The sequence below is a fragment of the Streptomyces sp. NPDC050164 genome, assembly GCF_044459945.1.
GTDB lineage: Bacteria > Actinomycetota > Actinomycetes > Streptomycetales > Streptomycetaceae > Streptomyces > Streptomyces coeruleorubidus_A.
Genome location: NZ_JBITJK010000003.1, coordinates 319003 through 337201 on the forward strand (window position 1 = coordinate 319003; position 18199 = coordinate 337201).

17 protein-coding genes and 2 pseudogenes are annotated in these 18199 nt (G+C 71.3%); 11 read left to right on the forward strand and 8 right to left on the reverse strand.

The annotated features are described in order from the left end of the window. Nucleotides 1-207 precede the first annotated feature (207 nt). The 6 genes from rhaI (at nt 208) to ACIBNA_RS06875 (ending at nt 7907) form a co-directional block, all read left to right on the forward strand. Entirely contained in the window at nt 208-1368 is a 1161-nt protein-coding gene (gene rhaI / locus ACIBNA_RS06850) for an L-rhamnose isomerase (RefSeq protein ID WP_399164188.1), read from the forward strand. Between the two features lie 110 nt (nt 1369-1478). Then, on the forward strand, nt 1479-3518 hold the full coding sequence (locus ACIBNA_RS06855) for a bifunctional aldolase/short-chain dehydrogenase (protein ID WP_399164189.1): 2040 nt from the start codon (nt 1479-1481) through the stop codon (nt 3516-3518). Then, a complete protein-coding gene (locus tag ACIBNA_RS06860; protein WP_399164190.1) occupies nt 3515-4963 on the forward strand; it encodes a rhamnulokinase family protein in 1449 nt (482 codons plus the stop codon). The genes ACIBNA_RS06855 and ACIBNA_RS06860 overlap by 4 nt, the downstream gene beginning before the upstream one ends. 69 nt (nt 4964-5032) lie before the next feature. Then, nucleotides 5033-5788 carry a (Fe-S)-binding protein gene (locus tag ACIBNA_RS06865; protein ID WP_399164191.1) on the forward strand — a complete coding sequence of 252 codons (756 nt, stop codon included), beginning with the start codon at nt 5033-5035 and terminating at the stop codon, nt 5786-5788. Further along, nucleotides 5785-7263, forward strand: coding sequence for a LutB/LldF family L-lactate oxidation iron-sulfur protein (locus tag ACIBNA_RS06870; protein WP_399164192.1), 1479 nt, complete (start codon nt 5785-5787; stop codon nt 7261-7263). Before ACIBNA_RS06865 ends, ACIBNA_RS06870 begins: the two co-directional genes overlap by 4 nt. Beyond that, nucleotides 7260-7907, forward strand: a complete 648-nt coding sequence (locus ACIBNA_RS06875) for a lactate utilization protein C (RefSeq protein WP_399164193.1) — start codon at nt 7260-7262, stop codon at nt 7905-7907. Before ACIBNA_RS06870 ends, ACIBNA_RS06875 begins: the two co-directional genes overlap by 4 nt. A 1-nt stretch (nt 7908) precedes the next feature. Here ACIBNA_RS06875 and ACIBNA_RS06880 read toward each other — a convergent pair. Continuing rightward, nucleotides 7909-8163 (reverse strand): annotated as a pseudogene (locus ACIBNA_RS06880) (SDR family oxidoreductase); the annotation flags it as partial. Between ACIBNA_RS06880 and ACIBNA_RS06885 the strand changes: the two are divergent. Both ACIBNA_RS06885 and ACIBNA_RS06890 read left to right on the forward strand, forming a co-directional pair. After that, nucleotides 8160-8441, forward strand: a pseudogene (locus ACIBNA_RS06885) (ABC transporter ATP-binding protein); the annotation flags it as partial. The pseudogenes ACIBNA_RS06880 and ACIBNA_RS06885 overlap by 4 nt on opposite strands. Before the next feature lie 18 nt (nt 8442-8459). Next, the gene (locus ACIBNA_RS06890; RefSeq protein WP_399164342.1) at nt 8460-9785 is read left to right on the forward strand and encodes a VWA domain-containing protein; all 1326 of its coding nucleotides are present in this window, start codon (nt 8460-8462) and stop codon (nt 9783-9785) included. Between the two features lie 50 nt (nt 9786-9835). On the opposite strand, the gene ACIBNA_RS06895 is transcribed toward ACIBNA_RS06890, so the two are convergent. From ACIBNA_RS06895 to ACIBNA_RS06905, 3 genes are all read right to left on the reverse strand, one after another. Next, entirely contained in the window at nt 9836-10198 is a 363-nt protein-coding gene (locus ACIBNA_RS06895; RefSeq protein WP_399164194.1) for a cupin domain-containing protein, read from the reverse strand. A 140-nt stretch (nt 10199-10338) separates the two neighbouring features. Next, complete coding sequence (locus tag ACIBNA_RS06900) at nt 10339-11316, reverse strand: pyridoxal-phosphate dependent enzyme (protein ID WP_399164195.1); 978 nt, start codon at nt 11314-11316, stop codon at nt 10339-10341. Then, nucleotides 11313-12005, reverse strand: coding sequence for a transcriptional regulator (locus tag ACIBNA_RS06905; RefSeq protein ID WP_399164196.1), 693 nt, complete (start codon nt 12003-12005; stop codon nt 11313-11315). The genes ACIBNA_RS06900 and ACIBNA_RS06905 overlap by 4 nt, the downstream gene beginning before the upstream one ends. Nucleotides 12006-12170: 165 nt before the next feature. On the opposite strand from ACIBNA_RS06905, the gene ACIBNA_RS06910 reads away from it, so the two are divergent. From ACIBNA_RS06910 to ACIBNA_RS06920, 3 genes are read left to right on the forward strand one after another with little or no spacing between them, the layout of a single operon-like run. Then, nucleotides 12171-13091 carry a metal ABC transporter solute-binding protein, Zn/Mn family gene (locus tag ACIBNA_RS06910; protein WP_399164197.1) on the forward strand — a complete coding sequence of 307 codons (921 nt, stop codon included), beginning with the start codon at nt 12171-12173 and terminating at the stop codon, nt 13089-13091. After that, nucleotides 13088-13936, forward strand: coding sequence for a metal ABC transporter ATP-binding protein (locus ACIBNA_RS06915; protein WP_399164198.1), 849 nt, complete (start codon nt 13088-13090; stop codon nt 13934-13936). Before ACIBNA_RS06910 ends, ACIBNA_RS06915 begins: the two co-directional genes overlap by 4 nt. Beyond that, nucleotides 13933-14814, forward strand: coding sequence for a metal ABC transporter permease (locus ACIBNA_RS06920; protein ID WP_399164199.1), 882 nt, complete (start codon nt 13933-13935; stop codon nt 14812-14814). The genes ACIBNA_RS06915 and ACIBNA_RS06920 overlap by 4 nt, the downstream gene beginning before the upstream one ends. Before the next feature lie 21 nt (nt 14815-14835). On the opposite strand, the gene ACIBNA_RS06925 is transcribed toward ACIBNA_RS06920, so the two are convergent. From ACIBNA_RS06925 to ACIBNA_RS06940, 4 genes are all read right to left on the reverse strand, one after another. Then, the gene (locus ACIBNA_RS06925; protein ID WP_274821519.1) at nt 14836-15069 is read right to left on the reverse strand and encodes a ferredoxin; all 234 of its coding nucleotides are present in this window, start codon (nt 15067-15069) and stop codon (nt 14836-14838) included. A 4-nt stretch (nt 15070-15073) separates the two neighbouring features. After that, nucleotides 15074-16297, reverse strand: a complete 1224-nt coding sequence (locus ACIBNA_RS06930; protein WP_399164200.1) for a cytochrome P450 — start codon at nt 16295-16297, stop codon at nt 15074-15076. A 66-nt stretch (nt 16298-16363) separates the two neighbouring features. Then, entirely contained in the window at nt 16364-17155 is a 792-nt protein-coding gene (locus ACIBNA_RS06935) for an ABC transporter permease (protein WP_399164201.1), read from the reverse strand. Continuing rightward, a complete protein-coding gene (locus ACIBNA_RS06940; protein WP_399164202.1) occupies nt 17155-18159 on the reverse strand; it encodes an ATP-binding cassette domain-containing protein in 1005 nt (334 codons plus the stop codon). Before ACIBNA_RS06940 ends, ACIBNA_RS06935 begins: the two co-directional genes overlap by 1 nt. Nucleotides 18160-18199: the final 40 nt, after the last annotated feature.

Genomic DNA, 18199 nt, shown 5'->3' on the forward strand with positions numbered 1-18199 from the left:
AACTGGGTTGCCGGGACGTTAGGCGGGTCGCGCATGTCACGTCAATGGGTTCCGGTCGAAAAAGTTTCGAGGGCAGAAGGTCACGCCCTGATCACGAGTAACCGTGTGAGCCGGAGGGGTTGACACCCCTTCGGGGGGCCCATAACTTCGCGTCCTGAATCGTTTCATTCGGTGGTCGTTACGACCCGATGCCTCAGGAGCCCTGACGTGACCGAACTCGCCGCGGTGAAGGCCGCTCTCAAGACCCAGGCAGTCGAGACGCCGTCGTGGGCGTACGGGAACTCGGGCACGCGCTTCAAGGTGTTCGCGCAAGCGGGTGTGCCGCGCAATCCGTACGAGAAGCTGGACGACGCGGCGAAGGTGCACGAGTTCACGGGGGTCGCCCCGACGGTCGCCCTGCACATTCCGTGGGACAAGGTCGACGACTACGCGGCGCTGGCGAAGCATGCCGAGCAGCGCGGGGTGAAGCTCGGCGCGATCAACTCCAACACGTTCCAGGACGACGACTACAAGCTCGGGAGCATCTGCCACCCGGACGCGGCGGTGCGGCGCAAGGCCGTGGATCATCTGCTGGAGTGCGTCGACATCATGGACGCGACCGGCTCGACGGACCTGAAGCTGTGGTTCGCCGACGGGACGAACTATCCCGGGCAGGACGACATCCGGGCCCGGCAGGACCGGCTCGCCGAGGGGCTCGCGGGGGTCTACGAGCGGCTGGGCGACGGGCAGCGGATGCTGCTGGAGTACAAGTTCTTCGAGCCGGCCTTCTACACGACTGATGTGCCGGACTGGGGCACGGCGTACGCCCACTGCCTGAAGCTCGGACCGAAGGCCCAGGTCGTCGTCGACACCGGGCACCACGCGCCGGGGACCAACATCGAGTTCATCGTGGCGACGCTGCTCCGGGAAGGGAAGCTCGGGGGGTTCGACTTCAACTCGCGGTTCTACGCGGATGACGACCTGATGGTGGGGGCCGCGGACCCGTTCCAGCTGTTCCGGATCATGTACGAGGTCGTGCGGGGCGGCGGGTTCTCGCCCGAGGTCGCGTTCATGCTCGACCAGTGCCACAACATCGAGGCGAAGATCCCGGCGATCATCCGCTCGGTGATGAATGTGCAGGAGGCCACGGCGAAGGCGTTGCTGGTCGACGGTGACGCGTTGGGTACGGCGCAGCGCAGCGGTGATGTGCTGGAGGCGAATGCCGTGCTGATGGATGCGTACAACACGGATGTGCGGCCGTTGCTGCGGGAGGTGCGGGAGGAGATGGGGTTGGACCCCGAGCCGATTGCGGCCTACCGGCGATGTGGGTGGGGCGAGAAGATCGTTGCCGAGCGGGTTGGTGGGGAGCAGGCGGGGTGGGGTGCGTAAGCGTCTGCCCAGATCTGTTGTCTGCGGGGTGCGGGCCGTATGTGGTTGGTCGCGCAGTTCCCCGCGCCCCTGAAGGCACCTCACCCACTCTCTTTTGAAAAGGAACTGTCATGGCAACCCATTCCGAAGCTGCCGCTCTGCTTGCTCGGTCGCATCGGCTCGGCTCTGATCCCCGTAACACCAACTACGCGGGAGGCAACGCCTCCGCCAAGGGGACCGAGACCGACCCCGTCACCGGTGGCGATGTCGAGCTGATGTGGGTCAAGGGGTCCGGCGGTGATCTCGGCACGCTCACGGAGGCGGGACTCGCCGTGCTCCGGCTGGACCGGATGCGGGCGCTCGTCGACGTGTATCCGGGCGTGGATCGCGAGGACGAGATGGTCGCCGCGTTCGACTACTGCCTGCACGGCAAGGGCGGCGCGGCTCCCTCCATCGACACCGCGATGCACGGACTGGTCGAGGCCGCCCACGTCGACCACCTCCACCCGGACTCGGGTATCGCCCTCGCCTGCGCCGCCGACGGGGAGAAGCTGACCGCCGAGTGTTTCGGGGACAGTGTCGTGTGGGTGCCGTGGCGGCGGCCCGGGTTCCAGCTGGGGCTGGACATCGCCGCCGTGAAGGAGGCCAATCCGCAGGCCATCGGGTGCATTCTGGGCGGGCACGGGATCACGGCCTGGGGGGACACGTCCGAGGAGTGCGAGCGGAACTCGCTGCGCATCATCCGGACCGCGGAGAAGTTCCTCGCCGAGCGCGGCAAGGACGAGCCCTTCGGGCCGGTGATCGACGGGTACGCCGCGCTGAGTGCCGGGGAGCGCCGGGAGCGGGCCGCCGCGCTCGCGCCGCACGTCCGTGCCCTCGCGTCCCAGGACCGGCCTCAGGTCGGGCACTTCAACGACTCCGAGGTGGTTCTCGACTTCCTCGCGAGCGCCGAGCATCCGCGGCTGGCCGCGCTGGGCACCTCCTGCCCGGACCACTTCCTGCGGACCAAGGTGCGGCCGCTGCTCCTCGACCTGCCGCCGACCGCTCCGCTCGACGAGGCCATCGCCCGGCTGAAGGAGCTGCACGCCGAGTACCGCGAGGAGTACGCCGCCTACTACCAGCGGCACGCCCTGCCCGACTCCCCCGCCATGCGCGGCGCCGACCCGGCGATCGTGCTGGTCCCGGGCGTGGGCATGTTCAGCTTCGGCAAGGACAAGCAGACCGCCCGGGTGGCCGGCGAGTTCTACGTCAACGCCATCAACGTGATGCGCGGGGCGGAGGCCGTGTCCACGTACGCGCCCATCGAGGAGTCAGAGAAGTTCCGCATCGAGTACTGGGCCCTTGAGGAGGCCAAGCTTCAGCGGATGCCGAAGCCCAAGGCGCTCGCGACGCGGGTCGCGCTGGTGACCGGTGCCGGCAGCGGGATCGGGAAGGCCATCGCGCATCGGCTGGCCGCCGAGGGCGCCTGTGTCGTCGTGGCCGATCTGAACGGCGAGAACGCGACCGCGGTCGCCGAGGAGCTGGGCGGTCCGGACAAGGCCGTCGCCGTGACCGTGGACGTGACGTCCGAGGAGCAGATCGCCGAGGCGTTCCGGGCGGCCGTGCTGGCCTTCGGCGGTGTCGATCTCGTCGTCAACAACGCCGGTATCTCGATCTCCAAGCCGCTGCTGGAGACCTCGGCGAAGGACTGGGACCTCCAGCACGACATCATGGCGCGCGGGTCCTTCCTGGTGTCGCGGGAAGCGGCGCGCGTGATGATCGCTCAGGGGCTGGGCGGCGACATCGTCTACATCGCCTCGAAGAACGCCGTGTTCGCCGGGCCCAACAACATCGCCTACTCGGCCACCAAGGCCGACCAGGCCCACCAGGTGCGGCTGCTCGCCGCCGAGCTGGGCGAGCACGGCATCCGTGTCAACGGGATCAACCCGGACGGTGTCGTGCGTGGGTCGGGGATCTTCGCCGGCGGGTGGGGGGCCAAGCGGGCCGCCGTGTACGGGGTCGAGGAAGAGAAGCTCGGCGAGTTCTACGCCCAGCGGACGATCCTCAAGCGTGAGGTGCTGCCCGAGCATGTCGCGAACGCGGTCTTCGCCCTCACCGGCGGCGACCTGACCCACACCACCGGACTGCACATCCCGGTCGACGCCGGCGTCGCGGCCGCCTTCCTGCGATGAGCGCGGCCGTGAAGTCGTACGCCGCGGTCGACCTCGGCGCGTCCAGCGGGCGCGTCATGGTCGGCCGCGTCGGCCCCGACAGCCTGGAGCTGACCGAGGCGCACCGCTTCCCGAACCGGCCCGTGCGGGTGCCCGAGGGGCTGCGCTGGGACGTCCTGGGGCTGTATGCGGGGGTGCTGGACGGGCTGAAGGCGGCCGGGCAGGTCGACTCCGTCGGTATCGACAGCTGGGCCGTGGACTACGGGCTGCTCGACGCGGACGGGGCGCTGCTCGGCAACCCCGTGCACTACCGGGACCCCCGGACGGAGGGCGTCGCGGAGAAGGTGTGGGCGACGGTCCCGGCGGAGGAACTGTACGCGGCGACCGGGTTGCAGTACGCGCCCTTCAACACCCTGTACCAGCTGACGGCGGCGCGAGAGACAGCTCAACTCGCCCAGGCCGAGAGGCTGTTGCTCATCCCCGACCTCCTGACGTACTGGCTCACCGGCGAGCAGGGCACCGAGCTCACCAACGCCTCGACGACCCAGCTGATCGACCCCCGGACGCGCGACTGGGCGTACGACATCGCCTCGCGGCTGGGGATCGACCTGAGTCTGTTCGCGCCGCTGCGGCAGCCCGGTGATCCGGCGGGGGTGCTGCGGGACGCGGTGCTGGAGGAGACCGGGCTGACCGGTCCCGTGACCGTGACGGCGGTCGGGTCGCACGACACCGCGTCGGCGGTGGCCGCCGTACCCGCCGGGCAGGAGCGGTTCGCGTACATCTGCACCGGCACGTGGTCCCTGGCCGGTCTGGAGCTGGACGCGCCGGTGCTGACCGAGGAGAGCCGGGCGGCCAACTTCACCAATGAGCTGGGGCTGGACGGCACGGTCCGGTATCTGCGCAACATCATGGGGCTGTGGCTGCTCCAGGAGTGCGTGCGGGCCTGGGGCGACCCGGACCTGGGCGCGCTGCTGCTGGAGGCCTCCAAGGTGCCGGCGCTGCGGTCGGTCGTGGACGCGGGTGACGCGGCGTTTCTCGCGCCGGGGCGGATGCCGGAGCGGATCGCCGAGGCGTGCCGGGCCTCGGGGCAGCCCGTGCCGGAGTCGCCGGCCGAGGTGACGCGCTGCATCCTCGACTCCCTCGCCCTCGCCCACTGCAAGGCCGTCCAGGACGCGCAGCGGCTCGCCGGGCATCCGGTCGACGTGGTGCACGTGGTGGGCGGCGGTACGCGCAACGCGCTGCTGTGCCAGCTGACCGCCGACGCCTGCGGGCTGCCGGTGGTGGCGGGGCCGACGGAGGCGGCGGCCCTGGGGAACGTGCTCGTGCAGGCGCGGGCCCACGGTCTGGCCGGTGACCTGGCGGGGATGCGGCGGCTGCTCGTCCGTACGCAGCCGCTCACGCGGTACGAGCCGCGCGGCGGGACCGAGCGGTGGCGCGCCGCGCAGGACCGGCTCGCCGGGGACTGACGGGGTCTCCCCCGGGTCCCGTCCCCGGACTACGCTGACTCATCCGATGATCGACCACAAGGAGCCGCGATGCGTGTCGCCCTGTTCCTGACCTGCGTCAACGACACGCTGTATCCGGACACCGGGCGCGCCGTGGTGAAACTGCTGACCAGACTGGGCGTCGACGTCGACTTCCCGATGGCGCAGACCTGCTGCGGCCAGGCGCACTACAACACCGGATATCGCCACGAGGCCGAACCGCTCGCCCGGCACTTCTCCGATGTCTTCGGCGAGTACGAGGCGATCGTGACGCCGTCCGGCTCGTGCGGGGCGATGGTGCGGGAGCTGTATCCGCGGATGGGCGAGCGGGCCCGGGCCGAGGGACGCGGGGACACCCTCGCGGCCACGCTGGCGCCGGTGGTGCCGAAGACGTACGAACTCACGGAGTTCCTGGTCGACGTGCTGGGCGTGACGGACGTCGGGGCGTACTACCCGCACAAGGTGACGTACCACCCGACCTGTCACGGCCTGCGCGGGCTGGTCCTCGGCGACCGGCCGAGGCGGCTGCTCCAGGCGGTGAAGGGGCTGGAGCTGGCCGAGCTTCCGGGGGCCGACGAGTGCTGCGGGTTCGGCGGCACCTTCGCGCTGAAGAACGCCGACGTCTCGGCGGCGATGGGCGCCGACAAGGTGCGCAACGCCGAGTCGACGGGCGCCGAGGTGCTGTGCGCGGCCGACAACTCCTGTCTGATGCACATCGGCGGGACGATGGCCAGGCTGCGCACCGGCATGCGGCCGGTGCACATCGCGGAGATCCTGGCGAGCACGGAGGAGGAACCGGCCGTATGAGCGGGACGTTCGTCGGGATGCCGGCGTTTCCCAAGGCCGCGCGGGAGGCCGTGGGCAACAAGACCCTGCGCGGCAATCTGCGCCACGCCACGCACACCATCCGCGCCAAGCGGGCCAAGGCCGTGACGGAGGTGTCCGACTGGGCCGAGCTGCGCGAGGCGGGCAAGCGGATCAAGGACCACACGCTGCGCCATCTCGACCGCTACCTCGAGCAGTTGGAGGAGTCGGTGACGGCGGCCGGCGGCATCGTCCACTGGGCCACCGACGCGGCCGAGGCCAACGAGATCGTCACCCAGCTCGTGAAGATGACCGGCGAGTCGGAGGTCGTCAAGGTCAAGTCGATGGCCACGCAGGAGATCGGGCTCAACGAGGCGCTTCAGGCCGAGGGCATCCGCGCCTACGAGACGGATCTCGCCGAGTTGATCGTGCAGTTGGGCAAGGACCGCCCCTCGCACATCCTCGTCCCGGCCATCCACCGCAACCGCGGCGAGATCCGCGACATCTTCTCGCGTGAGATGAGCGAGTGGGGCCGCCCGGCCCCCGAGGGCCTCACCGACACGCCCGCCGAACTCGCCGAGGCGGCCCGGCTGCACCTGCGGGAGAAGTTCCTGCGCGCCAAGGTCGGCATCTCCGGGGCCAACTTCATGGTCGCCGAGACGGGCACGCTGGTGGTCGTGGAGTCGGAGGGCAACGGCCGGATGTGCCTGACGCTGCCCGAGACGCTGATCTCGGTCGTCGGCATCGAGAAGATCGTGCCGACGTGGCGGGACCTGGAGGTGTTCCTCCAGACCCTTCCCCGCTCCTCGACGGCGGAGCGCATGAACCCGTACACGTCGACGTGGACCGGTACGACCGACGGGGACGGGCCGAGCACCTTCCATCTGGTGCTGCTGGACAACGGGCGCACCGACACCCTCGCCGACGAGGTCGGCCGGCAGGCGCTGCGCTGCATCCGCTGTTCGGCGTGTCTCAATGTGTGCCCGGTGTACGAGCGGGCCGGCGGTCACGCCTACGGCTCGGTGTACCCGGGGCCGATCGGCGCCATCCTCAGCCCCCAACTGCGGGGCACGGGCAGTGAGATCGACGCCTCGCTGCCGTACGCGTCCTCGCTGTGCGGCGCGTGCTACGAGGTGTGCCCGGTCGCCATCGACATCCCCGAGGTGCTGGTGCATCTGCGGGAGCGGGTGGTGCAGGGCGGGGAGGTCACCCGGGAAGGCAACAAGGTGGTGCTGCGGCCCGCGAAGGGGCATGCGGCCGAGCGGGCGGCGATGCGCGCGGCACGGTGGGCGTTCACGCGCCCGGGCGCGCTGCGCACCGGCCAGCGCGCCGCCTCCCGGACCCGCCGCTTCCATCCCCGTACGCTGCCGGGCCCGGGCAGGGCGTGGAGCGGGACGCGGGATCTGCCGCCGGTGCCCGCCGAGCCGTTCCGGGACTGGTGGCAGCGGACGCGTGGTGGGAAGGACGGTGCCAGGTGAACAGCAGGGAGCGGATTCTCGGGCGGGTGCGGCGCGCGCTGGCGGACGTGTCACGGGAGAACACCCCGTACGAGCAGGCGGTCTCGCGCGACTATGCGCGTGAGCACGGGGACCGGAGCGTCCCGGAGACGGTGGATCTGCTCGCCGAGAATCTGGCGGACTACCGGGCGATCGTGCACCGTACGGACGCCGAGGGGCTGGCGGGGCTGATCGCTGGGCTGCTGGAGAAGCGGGGGTCGGCTTCGGTGCTCGTGCCGCCCGGGCTGGACGAGGGCTGGCTCGCGGCGACCGGGGTGGCGCGGGTGACGGACCGGGTGGAGAGCACGCCGCACGAACTCGACGGCGTGGACAGCGTGGTGACGGCCTGTGCGGTCGCGATCGCGGAGACCGGGACGATCGTGCTGGACGGGTCGCCCGACCAGGGGCGGCGCCGGATCACCCTCGTTCCGGACCATCACATCTGCGTCGTGCGCGTCCCCGGCCAGGTCGTGTCGTCCGTGCCGCAGGGTCTCGAACGCCTCGACCCGGCACGTCCGTTGACCTGGATCTCCGGGCCGTCGGCGACCAGTGACATCGAGCTGGACCGGGTCGAGGGGGTGCACGGTCCGCGCACGCTGGAGGTGATCCTGGTGGGGGGCGCCTGACTCAGGGCAGGATCGAGTCCACGTAGCCGCCGTCGACGCGCAGGGCGCCGCCCGTGGTCGCCGACGCCTGGTCGGAGGCGAGGTAGACGACCATGTTGGCGATCTCCTCCGGCTCGATCAGCCGCTGGAGCAGGGACTGCGGCCGGTGCTGTCGCATGAAGGCGCGCTGGGCCTCGTCCCAGGGCAGGTCGCGGTCGACGAGCTGGTAGACGAAGTCCTCGACGCCGCCGGTGTGGGTCGGTCCGGCGATGACGGACGCTCGTGACCGAGCCACGGGTGATCTTCGCGGACGAGCCGACGGGCGCGCTGGACACGCGCAGTGCGCGGGACGTGCTGCGGCTGCTCCGGGAGGTGGTACGGGCGCACGGCCGGATGGTGGTCATGGTGCCGCACGACCCGGTCGCCGCCTCGTACGCCGACAGTGTGCTGTTCCTCGCGGACGGCCGACTGGCCGGCCGGATGGACGACCCGACGGCGGACGCGGTCGCCGAGCGGCTGGCCCACCTGGGCGACGACGTGCCGGCGGGGGTGTGAGCCGTGTTCGTACTCGCGATGCGCCTGGTCGGTGCGCTGCGCGCGCACGGCATCCGGATCGGCACCGGCGAGACGGTCGACGCGGCGCGGGCGGTCGAGGCGCTCGGGCTGGCGGACCGGGAGCTGCTGCGGGAGGGGCTCGCGGCGACTCTGCTGCACGGCACCGGTGGGCGGCAGGTGTTCGACCCGGTCTTCGACCTGTACTTCCCGCGCGGCGTCGGCGGCCCGAAGCAGAAGGCCGCGGGACAGGACGATCTGCGCGACCGGCTGGCGGCCGCACTCGCCGCCGACGACCAGGCGCTGCTGGGCCGGCTGGCGGTCGAGGCGGTCGACGGTTTCGGCGGCTACGGCTGCGCGCCGGAGTCGGACGGCTGGTCGTCGTACCAGACGCTCGAACGGCTGCGCCCGCAGACCCTGCTCGCCCGGGTCCGCGACGACATGCGTGGTCGGGGCGGGAGTCCGGGGTTCGCGGACCGGCTGCTGGAGGACGAGATCCGGCGGCGTATCGAGAGCTTCCGCGCGCTGGTGGCCGCGGAGGCGCGGCGCCGGGTCGCCGAGCGGCGCGGTCGGGACGAGATCGCCCGGCGGGCGGTGGCCCCGACCGCCGACCAGGTCGACTTCCTGTTCGCCGGACAGGCCCGGCTGGCCGAGCTGCGCCGGACGGTTCAGCCGCTCGCCCGCAAGCTCGCCACCCGGCTCGCGGCCCGGCGCCGCCGCGCCTCCCGGGGCGCGATCGACCTGCGGCGGACCCTGCGCGGTTCGCTGTCGACGGGCGGGGTGCCGATGAAGCCGGTCCTGCGCAGACGGCGTCCCGCCCGCCCCGAACTGGTGCTGCTGTGCGATGTGTCGGGGTCGGTGTCCGGTTTCTCGGACTTCACGATGCTGCTGGTGCAGGCGCTGCACGACCAGTTCAGCAAGGTGCGGGTGTTCGCCTTCGTCAACCGGATCGACGAGGTGACCGGACTCCTGCGGCACGGCACCGCAGACCCGGAAGGGCTCGTTGCCCGCATCGAGGCGGAGGCCACGCTCACGGGCTGGCACGGCAGCAGCGACTACGGCATGGCGCTGGGCGAGTTCGCGGAGCGCTACGGCGACGCCGTCGGCCCGCGCACGACCGTCTTCGTCCTCGGTGACGCCCGCACGAACATGAGCGACCCGAACCTGCCGGCCGTCCGGCAGATCGCCGAACAAGCCCGCCGCGTCTACTGGCTGAACCCCGAGCAGCGTTCCCGCTGGGGCACCGGCGATTCCGCCGCACCCGCGTACGCCGGGCTGGTCGAGATGCACGAGTGCCGAACCGCCCGGCAGCTGAGCGCGCTGGTGGGGCGGCTGCTGCCGGTGTGATCAGGCGCGGCGAGCTCACCATGTGACGGGTCGGCGCGGGCCGACCGGCGCTACTCCGTCTTCTTCGCGAACTCCCTCGCCGTCTGCCCCTGGAAGTCGTAGACCACGGTCTGCTCGTCGCCCACGACCCAGGCGTCGTGTCCGGGTGAGATGACGTAGACGTCGCCGGGGCCGACCTCGACCTCGCCGCCGTCGTCCATGCGGATGCGCATGCGGCCTTGGAGGACATAGCCGTTGTGGTGCATCTGGCAGCTCTCGGTGCCCGCGATCGGGCCCACGGACTCGGACCAGCGCCAGCCGGGCTCGAACGTCGCCACGGCGAAGTCGAGGTCCGTCATGTGGACGGCTTCCATGTGCCCGCGGGGGAAATCACGTCGCTCGTCCGGCTTGTCGAGCGTCTTCACTTCCATCATGATGCGCTCCCTTCAGGCCGCGGCGCTCCGCGGCCGGGGCCGGTCTCCCGGCGGCTCTGGACACCGCCGTCGGCGGCCGGCCCCCTATTCCTCAATCGTCCGCCCGTCCATCCGGGGCCGCCAACCGGGGGACCGCCCGCTCAGGCCTGATGTCCGCAGAGGTCGGCGAAGCGCTCGGCGTCGATGTTGCCGCCGGAGACGATGACGCCGACGCGGCGTGGGAGAGGGCCCGCGCGGCCGGTGAGCAGGGCGGCCAGCGGGGTGGCGCCGCTCGGCTCGACGACGATCTTCAGACGTTCGAAGGCGAACCGCATCGCGTCCCGGATCTCGTCGTCGGTGACCAGGACGATGTCGTCGACGAGCCGCCGGTTGACGGAGAAGGTGAGTTCGCCGGGTGTGTGCAGGGCCTGTCCGTCGGCGATGGTGTGCGGCACCGGGATGCTGATGCGCCGGCCCGCCTCCAGCGAGCGCTTGGTGTCGTCCCCGGCCTCCGGTTCGACGCCGATCATCCGGATGTCCGGGTGCAGCCCCTTGGCCACCGTGGCGCTGCCGGCCATGAGCCCGCCGCCTCCGACCGGTGTCAGCAGCGCCCCCAGCTCCCCAGCTTCTTCGAGGAGTTCGAGTGCGGCCGTGCCCTGCCCGGCCATGATGTGCGGATGCTCGTAGGGCGGGATGACGGCGAGACCCCGCTCGGCAGCCAGGGCCTCGGCGATGGCGACGCGGTCGCCGGTGTAGCGGTCGTAGGTGACGATCTCGGCGCCGTAGCCGGCGGTGGCCGCCCGCTTGGACGGCGGGGCGTCCTCCGGCATGACGATCACGGCGGTGGTGCCGAGCTCGCGGGCGGCCAGGGCGACGGCCTGGGCGTGGTTGCCGGAGGAGTAGGCGGCGATGCCCCGGGACAGCTGGTCGGGCGTGAGGCGGGAGGCGGCGTTGTAGGCGCCGCGGAACTTGAAGGCGCCGACGCGCTGGAAGTTCTCGCACTTGAGGTGGATCTCGGCGCCGGCGAGCGCGTCCAGGGTGCGGGAGCGCAGGACGGGCGTGCGGTGGGCGACGCCCTGGAGCCGGGCGGCGGCGTCCCGGACGTCGTCGAGGGTGACCGGTGGGGTGGTGGTCGTCACGCTTGTCCTCCAGCGGAAGGGGCGGAAGTCGTGCCGTGGGCGGACCGGGCCTGGGAGAGGTAGTTGTAGGCGGAGGCGCGGGAGATGCCGAGCCGGGCGGCGACCTGCTCGACCGCGCCGCGCACGGCGAAGACACCGCGGGTGTCCAGCCCGCCGAACAGCTCCAGGCGTTCCGCGCGGTCGAGCTCCGCCCAACTGCCGCGCTGTTTGGACTGGTGGGCGTCGACGAGGGCGTCGACCACGGAGTCGATGTCGTTGCCGAAGGTGGTGGTCGGCAGCTCCGCGGGGGCCGCGCCGCGTCCGGCGAGGGCGCCGAGCAGGTCGTGGACCTGGCTGACGGTGCTGACGTCCACGTTGACGCAGAGCGCGCCGAACACGGCTCCCGTGGAGTCCCGCAGCACCATCGTGGAGGACTTGACCAGCGCCCCGTTCCGGGTGCGCGTGACGTAGTTCAGTTCGTCGGTCGCCTCGTCCCCGCGGGCGAGGACGCGCATGCCGATCTCGCTCATCGCGCCGCCCACCGTCCGCCCGGTCACCGATCCGGCCACGGCGACGACCGACTTCTCCTGGTTCCGGTAGTCGTGCAGCACGACTTCGCAGACCGGCCCGAAGGTCGCGGCGATCCCTTCGACAACCGGTGTCAGCGCGGCGAGGATCGCGTCTCGTTCCGCGGCCAGAGTGTCTCGCATGCCATTAGACTACACATCCAGGCTCTGGACTGGCAGTCCAATCCCTCCGTCAACAACAGGCAATGGTTCTCACATGACTTCGACCAGAACCCGCTCTTGACATTCATTGCCATCTAGCGTGGCGCATGCCGGACACCCCCTCTGCCCATCCGTCATGGAGGAGCCATGCCCCTGTCCACGTCCCGCCGCCTGGCGCTGCTGACCAGCGCGTCACTGGCCCTTCTTACGGGCTGCGGCAGCTCGTCGGACTCCGCCGACGCCAAGAGTGCCTCGGCCAAGGTGTCCGTGGTCGCCTCCACGAACGTCTACGGCGACATCGTGCGCAGCATCGGCGCCGACAAGGTCGACGTCACCTCGGTCATCAGCGACCCCGACCAGGACCCGCACTCCTACGAGGCCGACACCCAGAACCAGCTGGCCCTGTCCAAGGCCAAGGTCGTCGTCGAGAACGGCGGCGGCTACGACGACTTCGTCGACCGCATGCTGAAGAGCGGCCACAACGACTCCGCCCAGGTGATCAACGCGGTGCGGGTGTCCGGCAGGACCGCGCCGAAGGACGGCGAGCTGAACGAGCACGTCTGGTACGACTTCCCCACCGTCGCCCGCGTCGCCGACCGCATATCCGAGGCCCTCGCCAAGGCCGACCCGGCCGACGCGGCAGCCTTCGGGAAGAACGCCACCGCCTTCAAGGCCCGGCTCGCGCCCCTGGAGGCGAAGGAGGCACGGATCAAGAAGGAGCACGGCGGCGAGGCGGTGGCGATCACCGAGCCCGTGCCGCTGTACATGACCGAGGCGAGCGGCCTGGTGAACAAGACGCCCGCGGCGTTCAGCGAGGCGATCGAGGAGGGCGACGACGTCTCGCCCCGGATCCTCCAGCAGAATCTGGCCCTGTTCAGCGGCAGGAAGGTCAAGGCACTCGTCTACAACGAGCAGACCTCCGGCCCGCAGACCGAGAAGACCGAGGCGGCGGCCAAGACGGCCGGCATCCCCGTCGTGCCCGTCACCGAGACCCTGCCGAAGGGCAAGGACTACCTCGGCTGGATGACCGCCAACGTCGACGCGCTCGCGAGCGCGCTGGCCAAGTGACCCCGGTGGTCCGGCAGGACGGCGCTCCTGTCGTCAGTCTGCGCGGCGCGGCCCTGTCCTACGGCGACCGCACGGTGTGGAGCGGCCTCGACCTCGACGTACGGGCCGGGGAGTTCCTGGCCGTGCTGGGGCCGAACGGAGCGGGCAAGACCAGTTTCGTACGGGCGCTGCTGGGCCGTCGGCCGCTGTCCGCCGGGACGCTGACCGTCCTCGGTCGGTCCGCTCGCGAGGCCGCCCGGCACATCGGCTACGTCCCGCAGCAGGCGGCGCTGTCCGCGCAGGCCCTGCTGCGCGCCCGGGACCTCGTGCGGTTCGGCATCGACGGGCACCGCTTCGGGCCGCGCCTGCGCACCGGGGCGGTCCGCCGCCGGGTCGACGAGATCCTCGAGTCGGTCGGGGCCGCGGCCTACGCCGACGTCCCGCTCGGCATGCTGTCCGGCGGCGAACGGCAGCGCGTGCGCATCGGGCAGGCCCTGGCGACCGACCCGCGCATCCTGCTGTGCGACGAGCCGCTGCTGTCGCTCGACCTGAACCACCAGCGGGCCGTCACCGAGCTGATCGACGCCCGGCGCCGCTCCCACGGCACGGCGGTGGTCTTCGTGACCCACGAGATCAACCCGGTGCTGGGGATGGTCGACCGGGTGCTGTACCTGGCCCCCGGCGGCCACCGCGTCGGCACCCCGGACGAGGTGCTGACCTCCGAGTCGCTGTCCCGGCTCTACGGCACGCAGGTCGACGTGGTGCGCGTGCGGGGCCGGGTCGTCGTCGCCGGGGCCCCCGACGAGCCGGCCGCGCCGCCGCACCATCCCGGGCCGGTTCACGAGACGGACGGAGTGCGCGCATGACGCTCGCCGACGGGGTCTGGCAGCAGATCTTCGACTTCACCGACTACGGCGAGCTGTTGACCCTGGTCCGCAACTCCCTCATCGCCGGCGTGGCCCTCGGTCTCGTGGGCGGGCTGGCCGGGGTCTTCGTCCTGATGCGGGACCTGCCGTTCGCGGTGCACGGCATCAGCGAGCTGTCCTTCGCGGGCGCGTCGGCCGCGCTGCTGCTGGGCGCGAACATCGTGGCGGGCTCGATCGCCGGTTCGCTCCTCGCGGCCGGTGCCATCGGGGTGCTGGGGACACGGGCCCGGGACCGCAACTCGGTGATCGGCATCATCATGCCGTTCGGGCTGGGCCTCGGCGTGCTCTTCCTCGCCCTCTACAAGGGCCGGGCGGCCAACAAGTTCGGGCTGCTCACCGGTCAGATCGTCGCCGTGGACACCCCGCAGATGTCGTGGCTGCTCGGCACGTCCGTGCTGGTGCTGATCGCCCTGGCGGTCATGTGGCGTCCGCTCACCTTCGCCAGCACGGACCCGGACGTGGCGCAGGCACGCGGGGTGCCGGTGCGTGCGCTGTCCTTCGCGTTCATGCTGGTCCTCGGCCTGGCGGTCGCGCTGTCGGTGCAGGTCGTCGGCGCGCTGCTGGTGCTCACGCTGGTCGTCACCCCGGCCGCGGCCGCCGCCCGCGTCACCGCGTCGCCGGTGCTGCTGCCCGTGCTGAGCGTGCTGTTCGCCGTGGCCTCGATCGAGGGCGGCATCCTGCTCGCGCTGGGCAGCAGCATTCCCATCAGCCCTTACGTCACGACGATCTCGTTCGGCATCTACGCGGTGTGCCGGGTGGCCGGGAGGTACCGGACCCGGCGGTGGGGATCGCGGCGGGCGGCGGTGCGGGCGGCGTGACCCGCTGATCGGCCACGGTCGCTACGGGGCCGTGGAATCCGGGGAGTCCAGAGCGATGGCTCCGGCGGGGCAGAGGCCGACGGCCATCCGGGCGGCGGCTTGGTGCTCGGGTGCCGGCACGGGGTGCAGGAGCACCACCAGGCCTTCCTCGTCGTCCTGGTCGAAGACCTCGGGAGCCGTCAGGGCGCACATGCCGGCGCCGGCGCAGCGGTCACGGTCGGCGCTGAGACGCAGCGGCTGTCGTGGGTCGCTCATGCGGCTACTCCTCGCCCCAGGTGACGGGCAGGCTGACCACGCCGTAGATGTTGGAGCGCTCGCGCAGCGGCACCTCCTGCGGCGGCACCGCGAGGCGCAGGGTGGGGAAGCGGGCGAAGAGCGCCGGGAACGCGACGGTCATCTCGACGCGGGCGAGCTGCTGGCCCAGGCACTGGTGGGCGCCGTGGCCGAAGGCCAGGTGTCCGGTGGCCTTGCGGTGGATGTCGAGCCGGTCGGGGTCCGGGAACCTGTGCGGGTCGCGGTTGGCTGCCTGCACGGAAACGGTCACCGTCTCGCCCGCCCTGACGAGTTGGCCCGCCACCTCGACGTCCTCGAGCGCTGCCCGCGGAATCGGGTCGGCCACGCTGAGGTAGCGCAGCAGCTCCTCCACGGTCTGCTCGGCGAGGCCCGGGTCGGCGCGCAGGGCCTGAAGCTGGTCGGGGTTGCTCAGCAGGGCGAAGGTGCCGAGGCCGACCATGTTCGCGGTGGTGTCGAGCCCGGCGGCGAGCAGCAGTCCGCCTATTCCGGCCAGTTCCTCGTCGGTGAGGTCGGAGGTGGTCAGATCGCTGAGCAGGTCGTCGGTGGGCTCGGCGCGCTTGGCGAGGACCAGTTCGTTCAGGTACTGGAGCAGCGCCGTATAGGCCTCGCCCTTCGCCTCCGCGTCCGCCGTCTGGTCGAAGACGATCGCCACCTGGCTCTGGAAGCGCCGGCGGTCGGCGTACGGCACGCCGAGCAGCTCGCAGATCATGAGCGCGGGCACGGGCTGCGCGAACGCCTCCACCAGGTCGGCCGTGGGTCCGGCCTGCTCCATGGCGTCCAGGCACTCGGTGGTTAACCGCTCGACACGCTCGGTGAGTTGACGCATGCGTCGGACGGTGAACTTGCCGGTGAGCAGGCGCCGGTAGCGGGTGTGTTCGGGGGCGTCGAGGCCGATGAGGTCGCCGACCGGCGCCGGCGGCAGTTCCTGGGGCATCCCTGCGATCGGTATCGGCAGGTGCATGAGTTCGTAGCGTGAGCTGAAGCGCGGGTCGGCCAGGATCGCTCGGGACGCGGCGTGTCCGGTGGTCAGCCAGCCGAGGTGTCCGTCGGCGTAGCGCATGCGGCGCAGCGGCTTGTCGCTCAGCGCGATGAGTTCGGCGGGCGGGTCGAAGGGGCAGCCGGTGTGCCGGTCGGTGGGCAGGGTGGGCGGCTCTTCGGCAGTGGCGGCGGCCGTCGGGTCGTACGACATGGGGTCCTCCTGGGAACGTCGGGCGGCGATGTGGATGGGTGCGAAGTGGCCTGAGGAGAGAGGTGGTTACCGCTTTGCGCCGGTCCTGAAGGTGCGGCGCGCCCACAGGTAGCCGACCACGGTGAGCGCCACGCACCAGGCGAGGCCGATGGCCGCGCTGGAGCCGATCCCGGTGCCGAGCCACAGGCCGCGCAGGGTCTCGATGATCGGGGTGAACGGCTGGTACTCGGCGAACCAGCGCAGGCCGGCGGGCATCGACTCGGGCGGCACGATGGCGCTGCCGATGAACGGCAGGAACGTCAGCGGCATCGGGATGTTGCTGGCGGTCTCGACGTTCTTGGCGATCAGGCCGATAGCGGCGGAGAGCCAGGTCAGCGCCAGGGTGAGCAGGGCGAGCAGGCCGATCGCGGCGAGCCATTCGACGGGCGTGGCATCGGGGCGGAAGCCCACGAGGAGCGCGACGGCGATGACGAGGGCGACGCTGGTCATCGTCTGGATCACGCCGCCGACGACATGCCCGGTCAGGAACGAGGCGCGGGAGATCGGCATCGTGCGGAAGCGGTTGACGATGCCTTCGGTCTTGTCGACGCAGACGCTGATCGCGGTGGTCAGGGCGCCGGACGTGGCGGCCATCAGGACGATGCCGGGCGCGAGGTAGTCGATGTACTCGCCGCCGCCGACGGCCGACGATCCGATGCCGCTGCCCAGGGCGGTGCCGAAGGCGTAGTTGAACAGCAGCAGCATCATGATGGGCATGATGACGACGGTGAGCGTCAGGGACGGGTAGCGCAGGGCCTTCTTGAGGTTGCGCCGCACCATCGTCCTGGAGTCTTTGGCGGCGTAGGACAGGGTGGCCATCAGGCGTACTCCTTGGGCGCTGCGGCGGTGTCGGCGGGGCGGGGCTGACCGGTGAGGGTCAGGAAGACGTCGTCGAGGTCGGGAGTGTGCACAGTGAGCGACTCGGCCTGGACGCCGGTGGACTCCAGGGTGTCGAGGACGGCCCGCAGGGTGAGGAGGGAGCCGTCGCCGGGGATCTGGAGGGTGAGGGAGTCCTCGTCGCGTGTGGCGATGCCGAAGAGTCCCGCGGCGGCGTCCAGGCTCTGGGCGTCGGCGAAGCGCACCCGGATGTGTCCGCCGGGGATGCGCTGCTTCAGTTCGTCGGCGGTGCCCTCGGCGATCAGCCTGCCGTGGTCCAGTACCGCGATGCGGTCGGCGAGTTGGTCGGCCTCTTCGAGGTACTGGGTGGTCAGGAAGACGGTCACGCCCTCGTCGGTGACGAGTCCGCGGATGATCTCCCACATGGTGCGCCGGCTGCGCGGGTCGAGTCCGGTGGTGGGCTCGTCGAGGAAGATGATCCGCGGATCGCCGACCAGGGTCATCGCCAGGTCCAGCTTGCGCCGCATACCGCCGGAGAAGGTGACGGCGGTCCTGCCCACGACGTCGGACAGGTCGAAGCGGCGCAGCAGGTCCTCGGCCCGGCGTTTGCCTTCCCGCCGGTCGAGGTGGTGCAGATCCGCCATGAGGAGCAGGTTCTCCTCGGCGGTCAGCAGATTGTCGACGGCCGAGAACTGGCCGGTGACGCCGATCGCGGAGCGCACCGCGTCGGCGGCCCGGGTCAGATGGCGGCCCGCGACCCAGGCCTCGCCCGCGTCGGCGTCGATGAGCGTGGAGAGGATCTCCACCGTGGTGGTCTTGCCGGCGCCGTTGGGCCCGAGCAGGGCGAAGACGGTGCCTTCCGCGATGTTCAGGTCGATGCCGTCGAGCACGAGCTTGTCGCCGTAGGACTTGCGCAGTCCGGTGGCGGTGATCGCCGGCGCCGTCGTGTTCGCGCCGATCGGCGCGGATGTCCGGGTGGCAGTCAAGCCGCTTTTCCTTTCGGGGGGGGGCAGTTGGGGGCACGCC